The following is a 13,201-nucleotide window of genomic DNA, read 5'->3' as shown; positions in this document are numbered from 1 at the left end:
GAAAAGGATCCAAAGCATGATTCAGAATGAAGTACTCATTCCCGCTTCGGCGAAGGAAGATTTCATCACCAAGGGCTATACGATGCTGCCGCAGTTCTACGATGCGCAGCGCGACGTCGCGCCGATCCAGGAAGGCATCCGCGTCATCCTGGAACTGATGTGCCGGAAATATAATGTCGATGCCCCGACGGATACGTCCTGGAATGCAATGACCAAGGCCTATCCGGCGCTGATCGCCAAGAACCGCGCCTGGGGCGGCGAGGTCTATGACGCCATCAAGCAGATTCCCGCCTTCATGATGTTGGTTACCAAGGCAAAGAACCTGACTGTCTTTGAAAACCTGCGTCCGGGCTCCGTTCCAGGCATCGCGGCCGGCGGCTACGGCATCCGCATCGACAATCCGGGCGAGGAGAAGTTCCGCGCGCAATGGCATCAGGAGTTTCCAGGCCAGCTCAGAAGCCTTGACGGCATCGTCTTCTGGACGCCGCTCCTGCCCGTGACGCAGGAAATGGGGCCGGTGCAGATTGCCGAGGGCTCGCATGCGGAGGGCCTTATTCCCGTCCACCGTAGTGACGCCGGACACGGCAAGAGCGGCGCCTATGCGCTGTTCCTGGACGGCGTCGAGGAGCGTCTGGCGAAATACGGGACTGTGGCACCGCTGACCCAGCCGGGCGATCTGATCCTGATGGACTTCCTCACCATGCATCAAAGTGGCCACAATGTCTCCGCCATGCCGCGCTGGAGCCTGCAGTTCCGCTATTTCAATTATGCCGATCCCTTAGGCATCCGCATCGGCTGGTGCGGCTCGTTCGCAGCCGGCGTCGATTTTTCCAAGATCCTGCCGGAACTGGTGATGGATGGCGAGACCGCGGCATGACGGCCTGCCGCATTTGTGGATCGCATATCGCCAAGGCTTCCTATGAGGCGTCAGCGCCTGCATTGACGTCGATGATGGCCTTCATCGACATTCCGACGCTCGCCTATGTCTGTGACGACTGCGGCCATGCGCAAGGCGCCGACCTGCCGGATCTCGAGTCCTTCTACGACACGAGCTACCGGATTTCGCTGGAATCGGATGACCACGACCAGATCTTCGCGATGGCTGCGGATGGAACGCCAATCTATCGCGCCGACCATCAGGCCGCGATCGGCCTGCGCTTGCTGGACCTGCCGCAGGGGGCCACCATTCTCGACTATGGCGCGGGCAAGGCCACGACCTTGCGCAAGATGTGCACGGCACGGCCGGACCTGCATCCTCATGTCTTCGATGTCAGCCGGGACTACATGCCGGCGTGGGATGGCTGGGTCACGCGCGAAGATCAGGCGACCTATACCGTGCCGGAGGCTTGGGCCGGCCGGTTCGACGCCATTATCAGCCATTTCGTCATCGAGCACGTCGTCGACCCCGTCAGTTTCCTCAAGACGCTGCGGGCACTTCTGACGCCGGGCGGACGAGCGCTTCTCTCGATGCCGGACGTGGCCGCCAATCCGGGTGACATGACGGTAGCCGATCATCTCAATCATTTCAGCAGAGCGTCGCTGAAACGGGCGTTCCAGCTTTCCGGCTTTGCGCTGGAAACGATCGATGGCGACGCTTTTCCCGGCGCCTTCTTTGCCATTGCCATCCGTTCCGAAGAGCCTGTGGCGATCGACAGAAACGGGCAGGAAATATCGGTAGCTGCCGCAAAAGCCAAGGAAATCTGCACCTTCTGGAAGCAGGCGACCAAAAGGCTCGACGGTGCGGCCAAGCAGTTTTCCGGCAAACGCGCGGCAGTCTACGGCTCGGGCTTCTACGGCAGCTGGATCTGCAGCCGGATCGAGGCGGATGTCGATTTCCGTGTCTTCCTCGACCAGAACCCGAAGCTGCAGGGGTCGACGCATTTAAATCGCCCAGTACTGGCGCCAGCAAACCTCGACGACAACGTCGATGTGGTCTTCGTCGGCCTCAATCCGCTGAAGGCGCGTACCGCCATCGCCGGACAGGCAGTGCTGAACCGGCCGGGACTGGATCTCGTCTGGATCGACGGCTGACCGGTGAAACAACAGCCAGCCTCGCGAAAGGCTTTGGCGATAGTTTCTCCCTGTCGAAATTGTCTGGTGACGGCCGCTATGGTGGCGCCTCTGCGGGCAGAATATCGGCCAATGCTTGAACGGGTCATGAGCCGGAATATCGTTATTTCACAGTCGATGTATTTTCCCTGGGTGGGTCTCCTGGAACAGATCCGGCTCGCGGACGTCTTTGTGCATTACGACGACGTGCAATACTCCAAGGGCAGCTTCAGCAATCGAGTCCAGGTGAAGGGCGTGAACGGCGTCAGCTGGATGACCTTGCCGTTGCGCGACTATCACCTCGGGCAGCGGATCGACGAGGTGATGCTTGACGAGAGGACGGACTGGCGGAGCAAACATCGGGAGATCCTGCGTCAGGCCTACCTCAAAGCACCGTTTCGCGAGGAGATGCTGGCGATTGTGGATCGCGTCTTTTCGCAGGAGGCTGCGACGGTCGCGGATATCTCACGCCGGTCCATGCTGGAGCTTGCCGCTTATTTCGGCCTGGACAGGGCGCATTTTCTCTCGTCGCATACGTTGCCGATACCCGGTGCAAGCAGCGAGCGTGTCTGCGATATAGTCGAGCACCTTGAGGGGACTGTCTATATTACCGGGCACGGCGCACGGAATTATCTGAACCACGCCCTCTTCGAAGAAAAGGGCATTTCCGTCGAGTATATGCAGTATGAGCGGACACCCTATCCGCAATTGAACGGCGACTTTACGCCTTACGTGACGGCCTTGGACCTGGTCGCCAATTGCGGTGTGGAAGGCACCAAGATGATCGGATCGGGAACGATCGGTTGGAAAGAATTCACCCGATAGACCCGGGATCGCGGTGATTGTCCGAGAACCTCGGGGCACAACAAGCAGCCGCTACGGGCGCACTTCTGCCAGGAGCCTCTCCAGTAGCAGGACATGATGCGCGTTGCCGTCGCGATCCAGAAAATGATTTTCCAGCGTACCGACGACCCGAAATCCGGCTGCGTGATAGACCTTGAGTGCAACGAGATTATCTTCCCGGACTTCCAGAAGAAGCTTTGCCAGCGCCAGCTCTTTGCAGGCAAGTCTCGTCAGTAGTGCTACGGTAGCATGGCCGCGCCCGTGTCCACGGGCGCTATTCAGCAGGGCAAGCCCACCATAGCCGTGACGATTGCGGCGGTGTATCTGGCTGATTTGAACAAAACCAAGAGCCTCATGGGTCGTGGAGTCAGCGACAATCCGGAATGCGCCGTCGCTGCGCCGTCGCTCGATCCAGCTTCTCACCGCATTGTCGTCGGTCGCGTCCGGGATCGCCATCAGCATGTCCTGGATCGCCGGATCGCGGCGAATGTCGGCGAGGACATCGAAATCGGTGTCCAGCGGCTGGCGAAGGACGATAGATGCCTCGCCTGCTGCGGGAAAGCCGATCATTTGCGGATGCACCGGACATATCCCCCGGGGGAGCTGGAGAAGACAAGCTTGCCATTGATGACATCATCGGGCTGGAAGCGATCGGTTTCGCCAAGATACGTATTCAATGCTGTCAGCGGCTCGTCGCCGGGATGCCAGATCTTGGAGCGCTTCGTCGGTGTTTGCGCCGCTTCCACACGCCCGAGCAGTGTGTCGGCAACGACGAGGAACTGCCCCTCGGTCACCAGCGGGCCGTAATGGCGCAGTTCGTCGAGCACGTGATCTCGGCTGTGATCACTGTCGAGAACGACCATGACGGAGGCGCCTGCGGGAATGGAAGCCTTCACTTTGGCAAGCGTTTCTGCCGCGGTTGACGGACCTTCGATCAGTTCGATCAACGGCGACATCGGGTGTGTTTCGATCGCCTCGCGATTATGGGCGCGGATATCGATATCGACGCCGATCACTTTGCCCTTGCCGATCAGCTTCAGCATGGCCGCCATCATGATCATCGAGCCGCCGCGTGCAACACCGGTTTCGATGATGACGTCCGGTTTCGTTGCCCAGATGACTTCCTGCGTCGCCATGACGTCGGCCGGCATCTGGATGATCGGCACGCCGAGAAAGGACCAGAGATAGGAATAGTCGTATTTGTCGAGCGCAACGATGGTCTCGACGGACTGGCGAAATGCGTCGTTGTCCCTGCCAAGCGCGAGGCACATTTCTTGCTTGTGCGCTTCGAATTCCTGGCGATCGTCTTTGGCTGTCATGTGATTAGCGCCTTTGTCTTTCAAAATAGATGTCTACGCCGTGCGGAAGGCGGCGAGCGATACGCCGTCGTTTCAAGCGGATCTCGCCAGGAGTGGTTCACCGGCGGCACGATTTTCGATTAGACCGAGGATGACGTCGGTCACGCGTGTGATCTCGCCCTCGGTCATATCGTGGTAGCTGGGCAGGTTGACGGCGCGTTCGGGGATGTCCCAGGCGTGGCGGTTGCCGCGTTTTTCTACGAACATCGGCAGGCTGGATAGCGGATGGAAGAAGACGCGGGCATCGATACCGGCTTCGCTAAAAGCCTGCTGCAGCATTTCGCGGGTAATGCCGATGCCGCGGTCGAAGACGGCGGTCGGCATCCAGGCGCCGTTCACCGTGCCCGCTTCCTCGGGGTTCAGGCTGATGCCCTGATAGGCTGAGAGCTTCTCGGCATAGCTTGCCAGGATTTCTCGCTTACGGGCGATGAGGTCTTCAATGCGCTCCAGCTGGCCGCAGCCGAGAGCAGCCTGGATGTTGGACATCTTGTACTTGAAGCCGACGTCGTCGGGCCAGAACTGCTTCACCTGGCCACGCGCCCGGCCGTGATTGCTGAGCGTCAGGACCTTTTCGAAGAGATCGGCATCGCTGGTAACGAACATGCCGCCTTCGCCGGTTGTTAGCGTCTTGGTGCCGTGAAACGAGAAGGTGCCGAACAGGCCCATCGATCCGGCTCGGCGGTCGTGCCAGACCGAGCCGATCGCTTCCGCGGCATCCTCGATAACCGGGACGCCGTGACGGCGGCCGATATCGAGCAGGCGGTCCATGTCGCAGAGATTGCCGTAAATATGGGTGGCGATGATCGCCTTGGTCCTGGCCGTGATATGGCGTTCTGCATCTGCCGGATCGATGCACCAACTGTGGGGCTGGATATCGACGAAAACCGGCGTTGCACCGAGATGAACGATGGGTGCAGCGGTGGCGATCCAGTTGGTATCGGCGAGGATCACTTCGTCGCCCGGACCGATGCCGAGGGCTGCGAGCCCCATATGCATGGCACCGGTGCAGCTCGACGTGGCGATCGCGTGACTTACGTCGAGATGCTTGCGGAAACCGTCCTCGAACCGGACGATATAGTCATAGCAACGTTCGCCCCAGCCGTTTGCGGCCGCGTCTGCAGCGTAGGCAACCTCAAGCTCGGTGATCGACGGCTTGGTGTAGCAAATTCTCGGCATCTTCGCGTTCATGCCGCTTTGCCGCTTTCGTCGCGCAGGACGCCCCCGCAGATCAGTCCGACCGGAGCCATCATCTTCTTGGCGATCGCGTAGAATTCGGCCGGTGTCTGGGCTCCGCCGACGAAGCGGTCGACCAGCAGCGCCCGGCCATGCAGGCCGCGCCGTGTATCCTTTGCCCGGACTTCGTGGAATTCCGGAAGAAACAGTGGCGTCAGACGACCGCCTTCGAATTGGCCAAGCGCAGCGAAATAGGCATTGCCCTTGTCCTTGTACGAGTCCCGGTCGGTTTCCATCATGCAATCGATCATCAGTGCGCGCACGAAGGCCTCGTTGCCGCCGGCCCACGCGCTGCCGAGTTCGCGAAGCACATGGAACTGCACTTCGGTCACGGCGCCGGCAAGGCCGAGGCCAGAATGGAAGGGGAAGTTCCAGGGGTGCAGGGATGGCTGACCCACGAAGGGCGTTACGCTGATCACCGACATGGGGCGCTGCGAGAAGGCAAGCTCGTTTGCAAACAGGAGCACCTTTGCAGCCCATTCATATTGCGGCACCGGTGTCGACCAGTCCTGCGGCTCGGGCAATTGCAGCAGCGTGTCGACCAGCGAGCGGCGAATGGCGGCGTGATAGAGGCCGAACGGCATCTTTGGGCAGTTGAGGCTATCCTCCCAGTAGAAGAAGGCCTTCAGCATGGCGGTCTTGTCGAGTGTCTGGATATGAGAGCTCGCCGGGATCGCGACCGAGGCTGTTTTACCTGGCTCGGCATGGCGGTCGATCTGGAAGGCGTTCCAGGCAAGGGCATCGGCGCCGGGCGAGCTGGTTTCGAGAAAGGCGACCATGATCGACAGGTCGCTTTCGAGCATATCATCGGGATTGACAAGCGTCACCCAATCGCCCGTCGCGGCGGAAACCGCGCGGCGCCAGAGGAACTGGCGGGTCGTGCCTTGGCCCGTATCGGTGATCCTTATGCGTCCATCGCTGGAGGCGGCGCCGAGAAGCGCGTCGGAGAGGGAGATATCCGATGGTTTCGCCAGAACGATCTCAAGATCCGCGTTGCGGTTATCCAGAATTGCGGTCACGAGCGGCAGGGCATCCTGCGCGGCCTTTTCCACGGGAATGCAGATCGAGAGTTTGGTCATGACTTGCCTCGTGCCTGTCGCGGTCCTTGCCGAAATGGCCGAAGCGAGCGGCCAATCCGGAAAATGGTCACATCAGCAGGCAAGCAGCATCTGCGCGGAGGAGGGTGCGGTCCTGTCTCCCACTGGAAGCCATTGCCTGCTGATATGTGCCTTAGAGATAGCGCAGGAAACTTGAGCGAGGCTTTGCATCAGGCGCCGAGCGTGAGCTTGATGGCGAAGCCGACGATGCCGACGGTGGCCACGCCGAGGAGCCAGAGAGCGGCGAACCACAGGAGCTTTTTCGGCAGGCTGTTCTCGGTCATCAGTGGTAACCCTCCTCGGGATCGACCTTTCCGCGGAAGACCCAATAGGCATAGACGGTATAGATCAGGATAATCGGCACCAGCACGAGTGCGCCGACGAGCAGGAAGGACAAGCTCGAATCCGGCGCAGCCGCATCCCAGATGGTGACCGATGGGGGCACCATGAAAGGATAGAAGCTGATGCCGATGCCGGCATAACCGAGCACGAACAGGCCGAGCGCCGCAAGGAAGGGCTGGGCGTCACGCTTACCGCGGATGCCCGTCACGAGCAGAGCGAAGCATCCCAGCACCAGAGCCGGCACGATGACGCTGAAGATGGCGGTCGGCCAGCCGAACCAGCGCTCCAGATATTGCGGTTTGAGGAACGGCGTCCAGAGACTGACGATGCCCATGGCCGCAATGGTGGAAAAACAGGTGCGCAGCGCAATCCTGCGGGCCTTTTCGGCAAGCTCGCCGGTGGTCTTCATGATCAGCCAGGTCGAGCCGAGCAAGGCATAGCCGATCAGGACCGCAAGGCCGGTGGCGATCGAGAACGGCGTCAGCCAGTCCCACCAGCTGCCGGCATAGGCGCGGTTGACCACCGGGATGCCCTGAACCAGCGCACCGAGCGCGATCCCTTGTGAGAAAGCTGCGAGCGCAGAGCCGCCGGCAAAGGCCCAATTCCACAGGAACTCGCCGCGTTTGGTGCGCCAGCGATATTCGAAGGCGACGCCGCGAAAGATCAGGCCGAGCAGCATGGCAATGATCGGTGCGTAGAGGGCTGGCAGGATGATCGAATAGGCCAGCGGAAAGACGGCAAGCAGGCCGCCGCCGCCGAGCACCAGCCAGGTCTCGTTGCCGTCCCAGACGGGAGCGACGGAATTCATCATCACGTCACGGTCGCGCTTTTCCGGAAAGAACGGAAAGAGGATGCCGACACCGAGATCGAAGCCATCGAGGATGACATAGGCGAGCACCGCAAAGGCGATGATGGCAGCCCAGACGAAGGGAAGATCAATGGCCATGATGCGTGCTCCCATGGGTACTTCCGGCATGCGCGGCGGCGGGGCCGGGCATGATGCCCGAGGTTCGGATCGGTCCCTCGTCGAGATCAGGCATCGGATCGCGCGGCAGGCGCTTCATCAGCCTGAGAATGTAGAAGGTGCCGGCGCCGAAGACGAGGAAATAGACGATGATGAAGGCGATCAGCGAGGCGGCGACGGCGGGTGCTGCGATCGGCGAGATCGATTGGGCCGTCAGGAGCTGGCCGTAGACCGTATAGGGCTGGCGGCCGACCTCGGTGGTGATCCAGCCGGCGAGCACGGCGACGAAGCCGGCGGGGCCCATCGCTACGGCGGCGCGATGCAGCCAGTCGCTGTTGTCGAGCGTGCCCCTCGCCCGACACCAGAGGCTCCAAAGGCCGATGCCGAGCATGGCGAAACCGAGGCCGACCATGACGCGGAAGGACCAGAAGATCACGGCGACTGGCGGGTGGAGGTTGTCCGGAATAGTGTCGAGGCCGGCGAGCGGCGCATTCAGCTCGTGTTTCAGGATCAGGCTGGAGAGCTTCGGGATTTCGATCGCGTAGTCGATCCGCTTCTCCGCCGAATTGGGCAGGCCGAACAGGATCAGCGGTGCGCCGTCGGGATGGCTCTCATAGTGGCCTTCCATCGCCATGACCTTGGCGGGCTGGTGTTCCAGCGTGTTGAGGCCATGGAAGTCGCCGGCCAGAATCTGGATCGGCGCGACGATCGTCGCCATCCACATGGCCATCGAGAACATCGTGCGCGAGCGGCGGGGCGCCGTGTTTTCCAGGAGGTGCCAGGCTCCGACCGCCCCGACGACGAAGGCAGTGGTCAGGTAGGCGGCAAGCACCATATGGACGAGGCGATAGGGGAAGGACGGGTTGAAGATGACCTTCCACCAGTCGAGCGGAATGAACTGCCCCGCCTCGTTCATGCCGAAGCCGGCGGGCGTCTGCATCCACGAGTTCACCGCAAGGATCCAGGTGGCCGAGATGAGCGTCCCGAAGGCGACCATGAACGTGGCGAGGAAATGCAGTTTCGGGCCGACCCGGTGAAGGCCGAAGAGCATGACGCCCAAGAACCCGGCTTCGAGGAAGAAGGCGGTCAGCACTTCGTACCCCATCAGCGGCCCGATGACCGGCCCTGCCTTGTCGGAAAAGACGCTCCAGTTGGTGCCGAACTGATAGGACATGACGATGCCCGAGACCACGCCCATGCCGAAGGCGACGGCGAAGATCGTCTTCCAGAAATTGAACAGGTCCATGTAGACCTGATCCTTCTTCCACAGCCACAACGCTTCGAGCACCGCAAGATAGCTCGCAAGGCCGATGGAGAAGGCAGGGAAGATGATGTGAAACGATACGGTGAAGGCAAACTGGATACGGGCGAGCAACGTCGCGTCAAAGCTCTCGAACACGGCACAATCCTTTCGAGGGTGGTCGCCGTCCCTTGGCCTCCCCGCCATGGCCTGTCCCCGGCCGTAACGGATATGCTCGGCGCCTGAACCCTTGAGACATAATCTGCGGCAGAGGTGCGAAACGTCAATGACATCGCTGCAACCATAGTGTCGCACTGCGACAATCTCCCGCCTGCGGCATAGTTGCGTCCGGCCTGGTGACGATTGCGACAGGGCGCATTTTCGTCAACTTGTCGCGGGTTTTGAATCGGATTTTCTTAAAAATGCGAATTGCGTAAAATTGTAGATATCGGCTTAAGCGGCCTGCAAACTGTCATGGCTATGGTCGTCCTATCGGAGAACGAAACCGGCCAAACGGTTCCGCTGCATGACGCGCTTCCCCGCCGCCTGGAATGAATCCGGGATATAAAACCGACGCTGTCCGGACAGGGACGGCGGACGGAACAAAACCAGGGACAGGGTCATGTTGAAACGAATCTCTATCGCGATCGCCCTATCGATCGGTATCGCCGCCACGGCCACGGCACCATCGCAGGCCATGAGCATTTCCTCCGCCGCCCGCTCCATCAGCGCTTCCATGCTGGTTCGCAATGTCGAGTTCAGTGAGCGGGCGTCACTTTCCAATCGGCTTTTCTGCCTGCAATACGGCAATGAATGCCGCACCTCGGGCCGCAACGTCGTCGCCTATACGAGCAAGCTGCGCACGGTGCTGGCTTCGGTCAACCGCAGCGTCAACCGCGTCATGCCGGACATCCGGGCGCGCCGCGAATTCCTTTCCTTCAATCCGCTGCCGGGGGCCGGCGACGATCATGCGATGATGAAGCGCAGCCAGCTGATCCGGGCCGGCCTGCCGGCAGGCGCCCTTCGCCTCGCCAGCGTTTCGACGCCGGAAGGCCGCAGCCATTCCGTGCTGATCGTTGCGACGTCGAGGGGCGAGTTCGTTCTCGACCATCGCCAGGCGTCGGTCGTGAAACGCCGCGACACCGGCTACAGCTTCGCCGCGTTGCGTTCGGTTCGCTTCTTCGATTGATCGGTGCCGCGCGAAAGAAGCAGCAGCTTCGATCCTGACTTTTGCCCAAGACTGTCCCGACTTGCCGCAGGAATGTCCCTTCCTGCGGCCTTTTTTTGTTTTACGGCCGCGCCAGATAGGCTTCCGCCAGTTCTGTCCAGAAGGCGGCACCGATCGGCAGCAGGTCGTCATTGAAATTGTAGGCGGGGTGATGCAGCGGTCTTTCGTCATCTGTCGTCGCCGAGCCGAGGAAGAAATAGGTGCCCGGTCTTTCCTGCAGCATATAGGCGAAATCCTCGCTGCCCATGTAGGGGCGGGCGAGATCGACGACTTTGTCGGCGCCGGCGAAGCGCACGGCGAGGTCACGGACGAAAGCGGTCTCTGTTTTGTGGTTGATCGTCGCATCGTAGCTGCGCTGGTAATCGACCGTCGCGGACATGCCGAAGCTTGTCGCCTGGTTTTCGGCAATGAGGCGAATGCGGCGTTCCAGTTCATCGCGGACCTTCGGATCGAAGGAGCGGATGCCGATGACGATCTCGGCGCGTGCGGGAATGATGTTGCTGGCCGAGCCGCTATGGAAGGAGCCCACGGTGACGACGGAGGGATCCATCGGGTGGATATTGCGCGAGACGATCGACTGCAGAGCCATGACGATCGAGGCGCCGCAGACGATCGGGTCGGCGGTTTCCTGCGGTTCGGCGCCATGGCCGCCGCGGCCGTGGACAATGATCTTGCATTCATCGACGGCCGCCATGACCGGGCCTTCGCGGAAAGCGAACTGGCCAAAGGGCTGGCTGGGATCGTTGTGGAGGGCGAAGACGGCGTCGCAGGGGAATTTGTCGAACAGCCCGTCGTTCATCATGAGCTTGGCACCGCCGAAATTCTCCTCGGCCGGCTGGAAGATGAGATGCACTGTGCCGTCGAAATTCTTGCGCTCGGCGATCGCGCGTGCGGCGCCGAGCAGCATGGTCGTGTGTCCGTCATGACCGCAGGCATGCATGAGGCCCGGGGTTTTCGAAGCATAGTCGAGCCCGGTTTCCTCGAAGATCGGCAGGGCATCCATATCGGCGCGGATGCCGATCGAGCGGCTGCTCGTGCCATTCTTCAACGTGGCGACGAGACCGGTCCTGGCGAGGCCGCGCGTGACGGTATAGCCGAGACCCTCGAGACAGGTCGCGACGAAATTCGAGGTGCGAACTTCCTCTAGCCCCAGTTCCGGATGGGCATGGAGATCATGGCGAATGGCGACCAGTTCCGGCATGGAGTTGGCCAGGGTAACGTTCAAGGTCATGTCAGGCACCACGGGTTGGTATGCGGTTTTCGAGAGTGCGGAAGGCGACGACGAGGATGCCGGTGAGGCACATGTAGATCAACGCCAGGAGCAGAAGCGGTTCATAGGTGATGTAGGTGTCCTGCCGCACCTTGGAAATAACGGCATAGACGTCGATGACCGTGATGGTAGCGACGAGCGGCGTGGCTTTCAACTGCAATACGGTCTCGCCGTTCAGTGTCGGCAGCGCGCGGTGGATGGCGCGGGGCAGCCAGATGCGGCGAAACAGGGTCCAGCGGCCCATGCCATAGGCGCGGGCAGCCTCGATCTCTCCGGCGGGAACGCCGGCAAAGGCGCCGCGCATGACTTCGCCTTCGTAAGCCGCAAAGGAAATCGTCAGCGCCGCGACTCCATAGGGCCAGGATTCGCGCAGGTACGGCCAGAGGAAGGAATGACGGATAGCCGGAAACTGCGGGAAAACCGAGCCGAGGCCGTAATAGAGAAGCCAGAGTTGCAGGAGCAGCGGCGTGCCGCGGATGATCGTGCAGAAGCCGCTGGCCATTGCCTTCAACGGCCAGGGGCCGGTCACCTGCACGAGCCCGAGCGGCACCGCAAGCAGGAAGCCGAGGATCGATGTGCTGAACAGCATGGCGAGGGTGACGATAATCCCGTAGCCGAGCCGCGGCAGATATTGCGGTAGCCAGTCCCAGCGCATGAACCAGGCGACGCAGAAGACGAGGGCAGCGGCGATGAGCAGAAGAACGATGCGGTGCGGCTTGAAGAAGCTGCCGGCCGCCGGCAGGTCTTCCGGCGTGACCGCCATAGCGTGCGTCGTAAGATCGGGCGTGGTCGTGTCGGTCATGCCTGCTCCACGAACCCGCGCCGGGCATGGCGTTCGATGATTTTGATGAAGACGTTCGAGACAAGCGTCAGCGCCAGATATAGGGCACCGGCGGCACAGAAGAACAGGATATAGGCCTTTGTCGCGCCGGCCGCCTGCCGGGTGACCAGCGTCAGTTCGGAGAAGCCGACAACCGCGAGAAGGGCGGTGTCCTTGGTGGCGATCAGCCAGAGATTGGAAAGACCGGGGATCGCATAGGGCAGCATGGCAGGTAGGGTGACGCGCGTCATGACCTTGAACGGCGACATGCCATAGGCGCGGGCGGCCTCGATCTGCCCGGCAGGCACGGCCTTGATGGCACCGCGCAGGACTTCGGTGGAATAGGCGCCCTGAACGACGCCGATGACGAAGATGCCGGCAGCAAGGCCGCTGATATCGACGGTCCCGATGTCGATCAGCCCGAGTACGTGATTGATGGCGTCGGTGCCGGCATAATAGAGCAGCAGAATGAGAACGAGTTCGGGAACCGCGCGCACGATCGTCGTGTAGCATTCCATCAGATCGCGCAGGATCGGGCCGCCGTAAAGCTTCCCGAACGCGCCGCCGACGCCGAGCAGCAGGCCGAAGGCATAGCCGCCGATGGCGATCTGGATCGAATTCAGCAGGCCGTGCAGCAGCACGCCGCCCCAGCCGGGCGGTTCGAGCGCGAGAAGACCCCAGTTTATGAACGAGTCGACTGCCATTGACCTCGACCTTTGCGCAGGTGTTTGCCCCTCACCCTAGCCCTCTCCCCGCG

General features: G+C 61.3%; 13 protein-coding genes. 4 read left to right on the top strand and 9 right to left on the bottom strand.

All coding sequences use genetic code 11. The features are described from left to right. Positions 1 to 16 precede the first annotated feature (16 nt). From ACSQ2Z_RS19285 to ACSQ2Z_RS19275, 3 genes are all read left to right on the top strand, one after another. Positions 17 to 877 carry a phytanoyl-CoA dioxygenase family protein gene (locus ACSQ2Z_RS19285; protein ID WP_436082685.1) on the top strand — a complete coding sequence of 287 codons (861 nt, stop codon included), beginning with the start codon at positions 17 to 19 and terminating at the stop codon, positions 875 to 877. Then, complete coding sequence (locus tag ACSQ2Z_RS19280) at positions 874 to 2,031, top strand: class I SAM-dependent methyltransferase (RefSeq protein ID WP_436082684.1); 1,158 nt, start codon at positions 874 to 876, stop codon at positions 2,029 to 2,031. Before ACSQ2Z_RS19285 ends, ACSQ2Z_RS19280 begins: the two co-directional genes overlap by 4 nt. 126 nt (positions 2,032 to 2,157) lie before the next feature. Further along, complete coding sequence (locus ACSQ2Z_RS19275; protein ID WP_436082683.1) at positions 2,158 to 2,874, top strand: WbqC family protein; 717 nt, start codon at positions 2,158 to 2,160, stop codon at positions 2,872 to 2,874. 51 nt (positions 2,875 to 2,925) lie between these two features. Here the strand turns inward: ACSQ2Z_RS19275 and ACSQ2Z_RS19270 are convergent, their stop codons facing one another. The 6 genes from ACSQ2Z_RS19270 to ACSQ2Z_RS19245 all read right to left on the bottom strand — a co-directional run bounded on the left by ACSQ2Z_RS19270 (position 2,926) and on the right by ACSQ2Z_RS19245 (position 9,285). Continuing rightward, the gene (locus tag ACSQ2Z_RS19270; RefSeq protein WP_436082682.1) at positions 2,926 to 3,474 is read right to left on the bottom strand and encodes a GNAT family N-acetyltransferase; all 549 of its coding nucleotides are present in this window, start codon (positions 3,472 to 3,474) and stop codon (positions 2,926 to 2,928) included. Next, complete coding sequence (locus ACSQ2Z_RS19265) at positions 3,459 to 4,211, bottom strand: cephalosporin hydroxylase family protein (RefSeq protein WP_436082681.1); 753 nt, start codon at positions 4,209 to 4,211, stop codon at positions 3,459 to 3,461. Before ACSQ2Z_RS19265 ends, ACSQ2Z_RS19270 begins: the two co-directional genes overlap by 16 nt. A gap of 72 nt (positions 4,212 to 4,283) precedes the next feature. Then, positions 4,284 to 5,438: a DegT/DnrJ/EryC1/StrS family aminotransferase gene (locus ACSQ2Z_RS19260; protein ID WP_436082680.1), complete on the bottom strand. Its 1,155-nt coding sequence runs from the start codon at positions 5,436 to 5,438 to the stop codon at positions 4,284 to 4,286. Further along, entirely contained in the window at positions 5,435 to 6,562 is a 1,128-nt protein-coding gene (locus tag ACSQ2Z_RS19255; protein ID WP_436082679.1) for a hypothetical protein, read from the bottom strand. Before ACSQ2Z_RS19255 ends, ACSQ2Z_RS19260 begins: the two co-directional genes overlap by 4 nt. A 301-nt stretch (positions 6,563 to 6,863) precedes the next feature. Beyond that, on the bottom strand, positions 6,864 to 7,868 hold the full coding sequence (cydB, locus tag ACSQ2Z_RS19250; protein WP_436082678.1) for a cytochrome d ubiquinol oxidase subunit II: 1,005 nt from the start codon (positions 7,866 to 7,868) through the stop codon (positions 6,864 to 6,866). Next, positions 7,858 to 9,285, bottom strand: a complete 1,428-nt coding sequence (locus tag ACSQ2Z_RS19245; RefSeq protein WP_436082677.1) for a cytochrome ubiquinol oxidase subunit I — start codon at positions 9,283 to 9,285, stop codon at positions 7,858 to 7,860. The genes cydB and ACSQ2Z_RS19245 overlap by 11 nt, the downstream gene beginning before the upstream one ends. A gap of 463 nt (positions 9,286 to 9,748) precedes the next feature. Between ACSQ2Z_RS19245 and ACSQ2Z_RS19240 the strand changes: the two genes are divergently transcribed. Then, entirely contained in the window at positions 9,749 to 10,315 is a 567-nt protein-coding gene (locus ACSQ2Z_RS19240) for a transglutaminase-like cysteine peptidase (RefSeq protein WP_436082676.1), read from the top strand. A gap of 100 nt (positions 10,316 to 10,415) precedes the next feature. Here the strand turns inward: ACSQ2Z_RS19240 and ACSQ2Z_RS19235 are convergent, their stop codons facing one another. From ACSQ2Z_RS19235 to ACSQ2Z_RS19225, 3 genes are read right to left on the bottom strand one after another with little or no spacing between them, the layout of a single operon-like run. Beyond that, positions 10,416 to 11,585, bottom strand: coding sequence for a M20 aminoacylase family protein (locus tag ACSQ2Z_RS19235; protein WP_436082675.1), 1,170 nt, complete (start codon positions 11,583 to 11,585; stop codon positions 10,416 to 10,418). Position 11,586: 1 nt separating this feature from the next. After that, a complete protein-coding gene (locus ACSQ2Z_RS19230; RefSeq protein ID WP_436082674.1) occupies positions 11,587 to 12,426 on the bottom strand; it encodes an ABC transporter permease in 840 nt (279 codons plus the stop codon). Then, complete coding sequence (locus tag ACSQ2Z_RS19225) at positions 12,423 to 13,148, bottom strand: ABC transporter permease (protein ID WP_436082673.1); 726 nt, start codon at positions 13,146 to 13,148, stop codon at positions 12,423 to 12,425. The genes ACSQ2Z_RS19230 and ACSQ2Z_RS19225 overlap by 4 nt, the downstream gene beginning before the upstream one ends. Between the last annotated feature and the right edge of the window lie 53 nt (positions 13,149 to 13,201).

The organism is Pararhizobium sp. LjRoot235, from assembly GCF_964254145.1.
GTDB lineage: Bacteria > Pseudomonadota > Alphaproteobacteria > Rhizobiales > Rhizobiaceae > Pararhizobium.
The sequence above is the reverse complement of the archived record's forward strand: the minus strand, read 5'-3'. Positions and strand labels throughout refer to the sequence as shown.

Excerpts from the sequence above, each read along its gene's own strand:
- ACSQ2Z_RS19280 (WP_436082684.1), top strand. The coding sequence starts at position 874 with ATGACGGCCTGCCGCATTTGTGGATCGCATATCGCCAAGGCTTCCTAT.
- ACSQ2Z_RS19260 (WP_436082680.1), bottom strand. The coding sequence starts at position 5,438 with ATGAACGCGAAGATGCCGAGAATTTGCTACACCAAGCCGTCGATCACC.
- ACSQ2Z_RS19275 (WP_436082683.1), top strand. The coding sequence starts at position 2,158 with ATGAGCCGGAATATCGTTATTTCACAGTCGATGTATTTTCCCTGGGTG.
- cydB (WP_436082678.1), bottom strand. The coding sequence starts at position 7,868 with ATGGCCATTGATCTTCCCTTCGTCTGGGCTGCCATCATCGCCTTTGCG.
- ACSQ2Z_RS19235 (WP_436082675.1), bottom strand. The coding sequence starts at position 11,585 with ATGACCTTGAACGTTACCCTGGCCAACTCCATGCCGGAACTGGTCGCC.
- ACSQ2Z_RS19240 (WP_436082676.1), top strand. The coding sequence starts at position 9,749 with ATGTTGAAACGAATCTCTATCGCGATCGCCCTATCGATCGGTATCGCC.
- ACSQ2Z_RS19285 (WP_436082685.1), top strand. The coding sequence starts at position 17 with ATGATTCAGAATGAAGTACTCATTCCCGCTTCGGCGAAGGAAGATTTC.
- ACSQ2Z_RS19255 (WP_436082679.1), bottom strand. The coding sequence starts at position 6,562 with ATGACCAAACTCTCGATCTGCATTCCCGTGGAAAAGGCCGCGCAGGAT.
- ACSQ2Z_RS19225 (WP_436082673.1), bottom strand. The coding sequence starts at position 13,148 with ATGGCAGTCGACTCGTTCATAAACTGGGGTCTTCTCGCGCTCGAACCG.
- ACSQ2Z_RS19230 (WP_436082674.1), bottom strand. The coding sequence starts at position 12,426 with ATGACCGACACGACCACGCCCGATCTTACGACGCACGCTATGGCGGTC.
- ACSQ2Z_RS19265 (WP_436082681.1), bottom strand. The coding sequence starts at position 4,211 with ATGACAGCCAAAGACGATCGCCAGGAATTCGAAGCGCACAAGCAAGAA.